The organism is Bacillus pseudomycoides DSM 12442 (genome assembly GCF_000161455.1).
GTDB classification, from domain to species: domain Bacteria; phylum Bacillota; class Bacilli; order Bacillales; family Bacillaceae_G; genus Bacillus_A; species Bacillus_A pseudomycoides.
This window is the reverse complement of sequence record NZ_CM000745.1, coordinates 4,773,367-4,782,955: the sequence shown is the minus strand read 5'-3', so window position 1 is coordinate 4,782,955 and position 9,589 is coordinate 4,773,367. Positions and strand designations below refer to the sequence as shown.

Below are 9,589 nucleotides of genomic sequence, written 5' to 3'. Positions count from 1 at the left end.
CTTATATTCAGTATAACAGAGTACTAAGGTGAATTTTCACTAAATAGCTTTTGGAAAATCACTCTATTCAGTATTACTTATTAGAAAGTGTCAACTATTTTTCTTAAATTTTTTTGCAACCTAACTATTCAGTGGTGTCAGTATCGAGTGTGACTTACTACATGTATATCGTAACACGTAGTAGATATGCCGTCAACTGGATTTTCTAAATATTTTTAAAACCAGCTATTCTCATTGTCATGTTAGGTTAGGTTAACATAACGTCTCATTATAGGCATATTAAAAGGATCTTCTGATTGAAGATCCTTTTAGCTTTAGCAGTTTTTTCAATTAAAGCGCCCGTTAGCTGAATAAGTTCCTTATTCAGAGGAAAATCATACGACCATTATGTAATAAACAGCGGCACCCTTTAAATGCTGCTTATCAAGGAGACCAGCTTATTCATAAAAAAACTTTTGAAAGTAAATGGATGAGAGATTTACATAAACAAATCGAAAGGAAAGATCAAGAAAACAAGGAGGAGCTTTCATTTAATATTGATAATAATGCACTAATTTTTGAATCTGTAATTAATAACATACTTTCTTTAGTAACTTCCATGAGAAATGACAGGAGCAATTCTAACTATTTATTAGTTTGTTTAGGAGTATTTTAGCTACCCTTAATGAAGAAGGCAAAAATGTGATATTAAACATAGTGAAAGAAGAACTAGCTAACTTCAATACAACTAACACGCAGGTATAAAAAATTCATAAATTGTAGGAACCGTTCCACAACTATTCATATTATGTAATTACTGTATGCCAAAATCCCCTTTATTGGTATGACCGAATAAGATATCTAAACTAAATTATATCAATCACTAATAATTGTCTTCTTTTTATCATACTCAATTTCAAACTTAATAATCTTCTCTATTATTAAGTTTAAAATACTCATTATCTTCCCTTTCCTCAATGTACCATCGTAATTCTCTTTTCAATGCTGGAGTCAATTGAATACGCTTCTGCTTTCCTGTTTTCTTTTCTCTCATTGAAATATGACTACCTTTTAAGTCTCCTACCTTCAATTTGAAAATATCGCTAATACGTAATCCTGTATTAATTCCCATTACCAAAAGAATATAATTACGCTCATTCTTTTCCTTGAGGTGCTCTTTAATTTGTTGTATTTGATCTGGATCACGAATAGGTTGAACAAAATTCATAGATCATCCCCTCCATACTGACTTTCTACCTCATACACTTCTAACCTAAGAGCAAAAGCTAGCTAGACTTATTACGTCTATCTGTATACTCACTCATGCCACTCTCGTTATAAACCATGTAGTCAAATACTTCTTCATCTTCTACATAACGCTTTATAATAATGTCTCTCTGATTCTTACTAAAACGACTTAACGTCTTATCAATCTGAAAAGATAGACGTTTTTATCTTTCCTCTCGCTTACTCAATCCCAAATTGGCCAAAGCAACTTCTTCAGCTAGTTTACCTACCATTTTTGTTGGGCCATAATATCTTATTTCACAAGAAGCTGTAACCCTCATTTCTGATCATCCCAAACTGTCTATAAATACGAACGTCTTCAAGAATCTTTTCTAAGCGAGCATGCGTTGCTTTACGATCAATCTTTGGCAAGAAAGTTAATTGATTCATACATAAACACTCCTTGTCTATTTTATTAATAAAATATAAAAAAGCGAACACCAAACTACAGAGCAATATTGCTAACGCTCTTTATAGTTCAATGTCCGCCGGTTCTTCCAGTAGGACTAAATATTCGAGTTTCCTGCACTTCGACATCTATTATATCCTTCGATACATTTAAGATTCAAACATCTTACCATTAATATTTTTATATAACTTCTATAGAAAATATCCACTAAATTTCAACTTACAGATAGTATATTGACCCTATTGTTCTTCATATAAATAATAATTTCTATCCTCTGGTAGATGCAAAATAATTATTTTTCTATTACCTTTTTGAAATTCTATAGTATGACCATTTTCACCAAGATATTTCCATCCCTTAGCTTTGTTTATAGGAATAATACTATAATATCTATAAACATTCGGTTTATCCTCTTTAATATAAATGGCTGACATCGGTACAGGAAAATCGTCAATCTTAGAATCTTTATTAGATGTAAAAAGAAATATTAAGCCACCTAACACCGATAGACATACCAAGATAATTATATTTTTTCTTTTAACCCCTTTCATAATAATCACTCCCTTACTTCAACTGTCGAGAATGCCGTGCCGTATTCCTCATTATTTAACATAACCATGATTAAGTTTGGTTAGCTTTTCATTGATGTCAAAAATTCTTACCCTAATATCTTTAACACCAAACGATTGAAGTCTGTTTCTATGCATTTCAGCATATTTTTCAGCATCTTGTTTTTCTTCAAATACATAGATACCTCCAGCTTCTTTTGTGTCTTGATTTTCTGTCCATATTTTCCAATGGAACCCTTCTTCTTCGTTAATACTATTTGCTAAATCCCAAAATGCTTTTGCCATCTCTTCACCAAAAGGACCTTCAAACGGAAAATCAACTTGTAATAGATATGCCATTTTCAATCACTCCCCTTTTCAATATTTCTCAATGTAAAGTTCACCAAAAATTTTTTTAATTTGCTAGCTACCAGATAAAAGCTCCCTTTGTACAAAGGATTTTAATCCATTTTTCGGTGATGGATACATTTCTTCAATTTCTTTTGAGAACCGTCACGCTCCTTTTTCGAGAAACGTTGCTAGTGTAGAGGCTGGGTGCTCTTGGATATTTTTCACATTTAGTAAAACTTGTTTTAATCCTATAATATAATTTTCTAACGATACAGCATTTTTAAGACCTAAAGTTATTTTTTGATACACGGATTTTTCAGGTGCCTAGCAAAATAAAATTTCGAAAGTCTTCTCGGCCTTCAAAATCAATAGTAGTATCATATTATTCTCAACATAATCGCAACAAATTCGCAACATTTTTCATGGACAACAGCACACTTTCTCAACGCATTTAATATCATAATGTTAAATATCAAAACGAGGTGCTCAAAATGACTTGGTTAATCATCTTAGGGTTCATTCTATTATTAAATATAAGTGGTATAAAATCTTATGGTATTCATGTTATTTTTAAGGTAAATTCAGATACAAAAGCTAAGCCAGGTTGGTCTTTTTCAAATAAGATAGATTTTCAAACGTTAAAAGGTTTATTAAAAAAGAAAAATTTAAATAATCTCAAAAACATTACACTCGGTGAACTCTTTATTCCTGTAGATTTACTTAATAGATTATTAGGTAAAACACTAATTTTCCTCATTTTATTTTTTTACTCACAGTATTTTGGTTAAATACATTATCAGTTAGTTTCATATATCATTAGATACATGAAACTAACGAAACAAAAAACCGCCTATATAGGCGGTTCTCTTTTACGCTTCCAATTTTGCTACCATTTCATCCAATACATTTTCCTTCAGGTACAAAAACGCTGATTCCTCTTCACTCGTCATTCCTCGATGATTATGTATACCGTCCAGCAATAACCACTCCGCATCCCCTACGATGTTTCTATAACGCATCTTGTCTTCCTCGTAAACTAACATCATCAGCATCTCTTCGGTACTAGCTATTGCCAATTGTCTTTCGAACTGATCTACATAAAACACCGAAATGGTATCACTCACTCGGTAGATTTCGAATTCGTATGTATGCTTACCTTGTTTGACCTCCACGTTATACCACATTAACTCCTGTCCGCCTGACATTGATATTTCGTATAAGTTCGAATGTGTTTGCACCATTATTAAGTTCCCCTTTTACGTTTGTTTTTCGCCTTACATGTAAAATTTTAACAGATGGATATTAACGGAGTGTAAAGTGGGTGTGAAGTCTCGATTAAACAAAAAACACCTCCCTTTACGAGGTACCCTATCCCACATAGCATGTACAGTAGGTAAATATACAAGCGAAATGAAATAAATTTCCATCTATTGTATTATGCGTAATTTATAAGTAAAGGAATGTGATTATTCGTGAGCTTAAATAACGGAAGAAATTGTAACCATACTGCGATTTCTTGTTCAGTTCCTGGTTCCGTTTCCGTTCCGGAAAATGCGAGCAATATCACAATTATGGAGCTACGAGTTCCCACCGAAGCAGTAGCAGGACAAAGAGCACGCGTTCAACTAGATGCAACAATCGGTACAGAAATTTTTGCCGTTCCAGGAGATGAAGTTACTTTTAGTGTCGATGCCATTACGTATCAGCTATTCCGTAATGATGTACCACTTACAGATATACTTGTATCCGGAAACTATAGAACTAATACGGGTGACGAGACGCTCTATACCTTTAATTTTACGTTTTCGTGGGTGGATTTACCGGGAGACACGGTATTTCCGCCAGACCCGATACATTACCGAATTGTAGCGAATGTAGGGGATTATTTTCATGTAGCAAGAGCTCAAGTTAGAAATCGTGAGTTTGTTGGTGTGGTTCATCCTGTAGATCCTATACTTCCGTCTGATTCTATTTAAAACGGACTAAGCGCGCTATATAATAAATAAAATCGACTCCGATTACTGAACTGCACCCCAATTGTTAGACACAATTAACAATTGGGGTGCAGTTCAGTACAAATCCGGTTTCTTTTTCGTTATAATAGACCCAACATTTTAAATTATAAACACAAGACCTCTACAGTCGGAATATCCGCTTGGGCCCACTTTAGCTCTAATAAATTATTAACATTAACCCATTTGAGTTCTGCATGTTCAAGTGCTTTAGGCACACCGGACTCTATGTATGCTTTATATGTAGTTAGATGAACAATAATATTCTCATACTCATGCTCAACTTCTTCTATTTTTTCACCTACAGTAATAAAACAACCTAGCTCTTCTTTAATCTCACGTATTAATGCTTCTTCCGGCGCTTCTCCTTCATCAATTTTCCCACCAGGAAATTCCCAATAGTTAGGTAATGACATTGTAGGAGAACGTAATGCACATAGTATTTCATTTTGTTCATTGAATATTACTGCTCCAACAACCGATACTTTTTTCTTCATCGCTAATCACTTCCTTGATATCGTTTCATTCTTTTGCGTTATCTCATCTTCCCGTTTTATTCTGCTCTAGCTTTTTCTTTAATTTCGCAACATCTTCATTTTTATTTAACACATGTAACTTGCGATGACAATTTGCACCTACTCCAACAGTGCTATAAATCGGGTCTTCCCCACCATCCGATAGCCATTTTACATGATGAGCTTCTAAATATGGATTCCCTTATTTATCTTTGAAAGGAGCATGCTGTTCGCACAATTCACATATACCCTGTGCACGCCTCTTAGCCAACTCAGCTACATATTCATTACGCTGATATGTTTTCGTTTTTTGTAAATCGTTTGTTACTAATAGATATTACCTTTGTAGCACGGTCCTTTAGTTCTTCATAATTTAATCCTCTTGCTTCTTTCATTTCTTGCTCTTGTCGAATCTGAACAATATTCTGAGGAAGTACTACATTCTTAGTCAATAACTGGATTGGAAAAACCCATACTTTTCTATTGATTCCTTGCGTATCCTCCTGAATCTCTTGAAAAGGTTGCTCTATAAGCTTTACTTGCCCCATAAAGATATGTTTATCTGTTTCAAACGCTTCCAATAAATAAACGCCTACTCCATTTTCATTAGAATCATGTAGAGTCTTGTTTTGATTTCCTTCTAAAACTTAATCCCCTTCTTTCCCCATTCCCGTGTAATATAGTATATCTTCATTCCAACGATCATCGTAAATACCCTTTGTATGATCAGAAAATAATACTAATGTATTTGCTCTTTTAGATTTCCTCATTCCCCCCATATTTCCACATTTGAATCTCTTAGAAACTTCGTTATTATTCTAGATTTGACCGATTACAGATGTTCCGAACGAGAAAGTTCACTACGGTGCGACAGCGCTCCCACTTTTAGGAGGGGCGTGTCAATAAACACAACTTTTGGTTATTTGTTGCTTTAAAAATAAAACTGTTAGACAAATGTTGAGAAATATAGAAACTTAATTTCTATTACATTGTATTCCTGCTATCATTATTTATAAGAATATTTGAAAAAGGAGGGGTTTTCATGAATGTCAAAGTTAAGGGGAATGAACAAATTAAAGAACTATTAAATAATTGGTATCAAGAAATACGTTCACGTAATATAAATAATGCCCATTGTTTAAAAGAAGAAATTGATACTCTTATTCCCAATAAAAAGGCAGACTCAAGCTTATTACTCTACTATTACCTGCTAGATTTCGGATATAACTATTTAGTAGATAATTTGAGTATTTCAAAAAATAGTTTTGATAAAATTGAATCCTTTGATATGCCAACTGATAATTCCCTAGCTTACTACTATCATTTTTATAAAGCTATTCATTCTAACGCAATCGGTAATTATAATCTTGCTAAAGAGCACTATGATAAAGCTGAAGTATTACTTAATCACATCTCTGATGAACTTGAACAAGCTGAATTTTACTATAATTTAGCAACATATCATTATCATATTTACCAAGCACTCTTAGCCATAAAGTATGGGACGAAAGCTAGAGATATATTTTCTGAACACACTGGTTATGAACTCAAAACAGCTTATTGCGATAATTTATTAGGTTTAGCTTGTACACATTTAAGAGAATTTGAACTTGCTGAAGAATATTTTATTACGGCAATGGGGACATTCCAAAAGCAAGAAAATGAAAAAGCAATCTTATTAGTTCGTCATAATTTGGGTTTAATGTATGCCAGTCAAAATATTTCTAGTTCAGCAATTCGATATTTATCAAAAGTTGTTGAGAAGAAGCCTCATCATTACAAAGCAATTTTTGTTAAAGCAAAAGAACATGTCAAACTAAAAGAAGAAGAAATTGCATCCCAACTCATTGAAAAAGGGTTAACCATCTGCAATGACTTAGGTAACAAAGAGTATCAATATCGCTTTACAATCCTAAGAGAAATGAACAAAAAATCTCCTGCTGAAAAACTAGAAAAAGGAGTACTAGCAGGAATGGACTACTTTAAAACAGAAAGGTTATGGGAGTACGTTCAAGAATATACCGAGGCATTAGCAGTTCAGTTTCATAACGAAGGAAATTTTGAACAAGGAAGCAAATATTTCTATTTAAGTTATGAAGCTAAAAAAGAAATTTTTAAAAAGGAGGCGTTAAAGTGAAAAAAGTATTATTAGGAATGCTGTTGATTACATTTCTAGCAGTAAGCACACATACTTCAGTTGGAACTCAAACAGTTACTAATCTTATACAAAGTTTAGCCGACGGTGATACAGGTTGAATTATTAACAAAAAAGAACGCAATCCCAAAAGTGGGAAAGCGTTCTTTTTTATAATCCCGTACCACCCTTTTTAACTTTAATGACATTTTTACTTCTTGTGAGATTGCAAATCATTTTTCAATACATCCCAAAGTGGATTCTCTTGACGTATTGGCTTACCTTCTTCGTCCCATTTTATCTTTCCTGTTCCGAGTTCATAATTCATTCCTGTCCAAGTATCTTCACGAAATGCGTAGAACGATTGATGCCAACCTTTTTGATTGAATATAGAAATAAGGTCTTTCATATATTGAGTGGCTCCTGGAACAGTACGATTAATTCCAAATTCCTCAGCAATAATTCGATTAGATGGTACATGATTTTTCTTAGACCACTGGTGAATAGGATGCGAAAATTTTTCTAATCCCTTTTTATTCCACATAACAGGTTTCTCTAAATCTCCTACTTTTACAATCCCAGGATATTGATACTCTTTATTTTGATTTTCTCGTTGACTTGTTAATTCATACGGCTCATACATATGAAATGCGTAAAGCATTTTATATTACAAACGGTGATCCTTCTGGAAATTAAGATAAAAAAACATTCACCTCTCTAATCAATGTGAGCCATTTCCAAACGTTGAAAATTTGTTATACACTAGGAAAATAGCAAGCAAACTATTCAATAGCAGGTGAAAAAATATGTATGATGTTACAATCATCGGTGCTGGAGTAAGCGCTGTTTTTATGGCTTATGCATTAGCCCAAAGCAACAAAAATATCTTAATTCTTGATAAAGGTAAGCCATTAGAATATCGAAATTGTCCTTTAGAACAAGGGGAATTATGTAACTGTAATGCATGTGACAAATATTTTGGTTTTGGTGGTCTAGGAAAATCTGAAGGGAAATTTAATTACACAAACGGGTTTGGAGGAGAACTTGAGAAAAAAATAGGTAAAGAAGTTTTTATAAAACTAATGGATGAAGTAGATAAGATCCTATGTCGTTTTGGTGGAAATTCAGTTCTAAAATACTCCACAGACAATCCAAATATTATCAAAAAAGCCGAAGCATGTGGTTTACAAATGCTAACAACACAAGTAAGGCATCTAGGTACTACACTTTCGATCGACATTTTTCAGCAACTCTACAAATATTTACGTGACAAGATAGATATCCAGTTTCGCATAAATGTACAACATATTGTTAAACAGAAACAATATTTTAAAATTACTACAAATCAAGGAATAGTTCATTCTAAGCAATTAGTATTTGCAACTGGACGCTCCGGGGCGGATTGGTTAAAAGAAATGTGCTCTTCCCTTGAAATTGCACAGGAGCAGACCCGTGTAGACCTAGGTATTCGAGTAGAGATGAAAGAACATCAATTACGCTCAATATTAAAAGACACATTTGAAACAAAACTCTCTTATCAAGATGACAATTTCACAGCAACTACCTATTGTATGAACCCCAAAGGGCGTATTGTTCGTAAGTATGAAGAAGGTTTAGTTATGCCTGATGGACAAAATTTTCGAGAACAAAGAACCGGCACTTCTAACTTAAATTTCACGTTATTTATCCCACGTTATTTCCCTACTCTGACAGAAGCAAATTTATACGCGAGTACAATTATAAAAGGAATTAACCAAGGACGAGATCGAATTGTTGTACAGCGTTTGGAGGATTTATTGAAGGGACAACCTACCTTGGAAAAGATGATGAAATATAATCATATACAACCTACACTACAGGGGGATTATGGAGATCTTAATAAAGAAATCCCTCAATTATACATTGAAGGACTCAAAGAATTTTTACTACGTTTAGAACAATTTATCGGAGAACCTATCGATAAGGATACTTTACTATATGGAATTGATGGGAAATTTTATGCTCCTACGATTAAAATCAATGAAAGGTTTGAAACAACTATTACTGGATTATATTTAATTGGAGATTGTTCAGGTATTACTCATTCATTATCTCAAGCAGCAGCAAGTGGCCTATATGTAGGAAAGTGTTTATCTAATAGCTCTGCACTATAATTATAAAGAATAGTTAATTCTTCATATACAACAAATAACATCATTACTTGACACTCCCCCCTAAAGGGAATAGTAGGAAAACCTTATGGTCTTATATCATATTCCCATTTATGAGTGCATTCTGTTAATATGTACCCTACTTTTCCTATTAAAAAGCCTAATTTCTCAATTGATTGTAGAGAAATTAGGCTTTTTTCATCC

Annotated in this window: 11 protein-coding genes and 3 pseudogenes; 5 read left to right on the top strand and 9 right to left on the bottom strand. The window is 33.3% G+C overall.

The window, feature by feature from the left end:
* Nucleotides 1-931: 931 nt before the first annotated feature.
* From BPMYX0001_RS24330 to BPMYX0001_RS24320, 4 genes and pseudogenes are all read right to left on the bottom strand, one after another.
* Nucleotides 932-1,207, bottom strand: a pseudogene (locus BPMYX0001_RS24330) (tyrosine-type recombinase/integrase); the annotation flags it as partial.
* Nucleotides 1,204-1,656 (bottom strand): annotated as a pseudogene (locus BPMYX0001_RS34220) (ArpU family phage packaging/lysis transcriptional regulator). The pseudogenes BPMYX0001_RS34220 and BPMYX0001_RS24330, both read right to left, overlap by 4 nt.
* Before the next feature lie 258 nt (nucleotides 1,657-1,914).
* The gene (locus tag BPMYX0001_RS24325) at nucleotides 1,915-2,226 is read right to left on the bottom strand and encodes a hypothetical protein (protein ID WP_033799306.1); all 312 of its coding nucleotides are present in this window, start codon (nucleotides 2,224-2,226) and stop codon (nucleotides 1,915-1,917) included.
* 51 nt (nucleotides 2,227-2,277) lie between these two features.
* Nucleotides 2,278-2,583 (bottom strand): monooxygenase, encoded by a 306-nt coding sequence (locus tag BPMYX0001_RS24320; RefSeq protein WP_003203177.1) that lies wholly within the window; start codon nucleotides 2,581-2,583, stop codon nucleotides 2,278-2,280.
* 482 nt (nucleotides 2,584-3,065) lie between these two features.
* Here BPMYX0001_RS24320 and BPMYX0001_RS24315 point away from each other — a divergent pair, with 482 nt between their 5' ends.
* Nucleotides 3,066-3,362 carry a hypothetical protein gene (locus BPMYX0001_RS24315; protein WP_003203174.1) on the top strand — a complete coding sequence of 99 codons (297 nt, stop codon included), beginning with the start codon at nucleotides 3,066-3,068 and terminating at the stop codon, nucleotides 3,360-3,362.
* Between the two features lie 81 nt (nucleotides 3,363-3,443).
* Here BPMYX0001_RS24315 and BPMYX0001_RS24310 read toward each other — a convergent pair whose 3' ends face one another.
* Nucleotides 3,444-3,815: a hypothetical protein gene (locus BPMYX0001_RS24310; RefSeq protein WP_018768014.1), complete on the bottom strand. Its 372-nt coding sequence runs from the start codon at nucleotides 3,813-3,815 to the stop codon at nucleotides 3,444-3,446.
* 231 nt (nucleotides 3,816-4,046) lie between these two features.
* Between BPMYX0001_RS24310 and BPMYX0001_RS24305 the strand changes: the two genes are divergently transcribed.
* Nucleotides 4,047-4,550 carry a hypothetical protein gene (locus BPMYX0001_RS24305; RefSeq protein ID WP_006096844.1) on the top strand — a complete coding sequence of 168 codons (504 nt, stop codon included), beginning with the start codon at nucleotides 4,047-4,049 and terminating at the stop codon, nucleotides 4,548-4,550.
* A 143-nt stretch (nucleotides 4,551-4,693) separates the two neighbouring features.
* Here the strand turns inward: BPMYX0001_RS24305 and BPMYX0001_RS24300 are convergent, their stop codons facing one another.
* The 3 genes from BPMYX0001_RS24300 to BPMYX0001_RS24290 form a co-directional block, all read right to left on the bottom strand.
* Nucleotides 4,694-5,083, bottom strand: coding sequence for a (deoxy)nucleoside triphosphate pyrophosphohydrolase (locus tag BPMYX0001_RS24300; RefSeq protein WP_006096843.1), 390 nt, complete (start codon nucleotides 5,081-5,083; stop codon nucleotides 4,694-4,696).
* A 305-nt stretch (nucleotides 5,084-5,388) separates the two neighbouring features.
* Complete coding sequence (locus BPMYX0001_RS24295; RefSeq protein WP_006096842.1) at nucleotides 5,389-5,682, bottom strand: hypothetical protein; 294 nt, start codon at nucleotides 5,680-5,682, stop codon at nucleotides 5,389-5,391.
* A 66-nt stretch (nucleotides 5,683-5,748) separates the two neighbouring features.
* A complete protein-coding gene (locus tag BPMYX0001_RS24290; RefSeq protein ID WP_029427407.1) occupies nucleotides 5,749-5,871 on the bottom strand; it encodes a hypothetical protein in 123 nt (40 codons plus the stop codon).
* Between the two features lie 272 nt (nucleotides 5,872-6,143).
* Between BPMYX0001_RS24290 and BPMYX0001_RS24285 the strand changes: the two genes are divergently transcribed.
* Nucleotides 6,144-7,238: a response regulator aspartate phosphatase gene (locus BPMYX0001_RS24285; RefSeq protein WP_006096840.1), complete on the top strand. Its 1,095-nt coding sequence runs from the start codon at nucleotides 6,144-6,146 to the stop codon at nucleotides 7,236-7,238.
* Nucleotides 7,235-7,357, top strand: a complete 123-nt coding sequence (locus BPMYX0001_RS34595; RefSeq protein WP_018768008.1) for a hypothetical protein — start codon at nucleotides 7,235-7,237, stop codon at nucleotides 7,355-7,357. The genes BPMYX0001_RS24285 and BPMYX0001_RS34595 overlap by 4 nt, the downstream gene beginning before the upstream one ends.
* Nucleotides 7,358-7,446: 89 nt before the next feature.
* Here BPMYX0001_RS34595 and BPMYX0001_RS24280 read toward each other — a convergent pair.
* Nucleotides 7,447-7,899: pseudogene (locus BPMYX0001_RS24280) on the bottom strand (glycoside hydrolase family 5 protein); the annotation flags it as partial.
* Nucleotides 7,900-8,041: 142 nt separating this feature from the next.
* Between BPMYX0001_RS24280 and BPMYX0001_RS24275 the strand changes: the two are divergent.
* On the top strand, nucleotides 8,042-9,388 hold the full coding sequence (locus BPMYX0001_RS24275) for a hypothetical protein (RefSeq protein ID WP_006096838.1): 1,347 nt from the start codon (nucleotides 8,042-8,044) through the stop codon (nucleotides 9,386-9,388).
* Nucleotides 9,389-9,589: the final 201 nt, after the last annotated feature.

Excerpts from the sequence above, each read along its gene's own strand:
- BPMYX0001_RS24325 (WP_033799306.1), bottom strand. The coding sequence starts at position 2,226 with ATGAAAGGGGTTAAAAGAAAAAATATAATTATCTTGGTATGTCTATCG.
- BPMYX0001_RS24320 (WP_003203177.1), bottom strand. The coding sequence starts at position 2,583 with ATGGCATATCTATTACAAGTTGATTTTCCGTTTGAAGGTCCTTTTGGT.
- BPMYX0001_RS24315 (WP_003203174.1), top strand. The coding sequence starts at position 3,066 with ATGACTTGGTTAATCATCTTAGGGTTCATTCTATTATTAAATATAAGT.
- BPMYX0001_RS24310 (WP_018768014.1), bottom strand. The coding sequence starts at position 3,815 with ATGGTGCAAACACATTCGAACTTATACGAAATATCAATGTCAGGCGGA.
- BPMYX0001_RS24300 (WP_006096843.1), bottom strand. The coding sequence starts at position 5,083 with ATGAAGAAAAAAGTATCGGTTGTTGGAGCAGTAATATTCAATGAACAA.
- BPMYX0001_RS24290 (WP_029427407.1), bottom strand. The coding sequence starts at position 5,871 with ATGAGGAAATCTAAAAGAGCAAATACATTAGTATTATTTTCTGATCAT.
- BPMYX0001_RS24285 (WP_006096840.1), top strand. The coding sequence starts at position 6,144 with ATGAATGTCAAAGTTAAGGGGAATGAACAAATTAAAGAACTATTAAAT.
- BPMYX0001_RS24275 (WP_006096838.1), top strand. The coding sequence starts at position 8,042 with ATGTATGATGTTACAATCATCGGTGCTGGAGTAAGCGCTGTTTTTATG.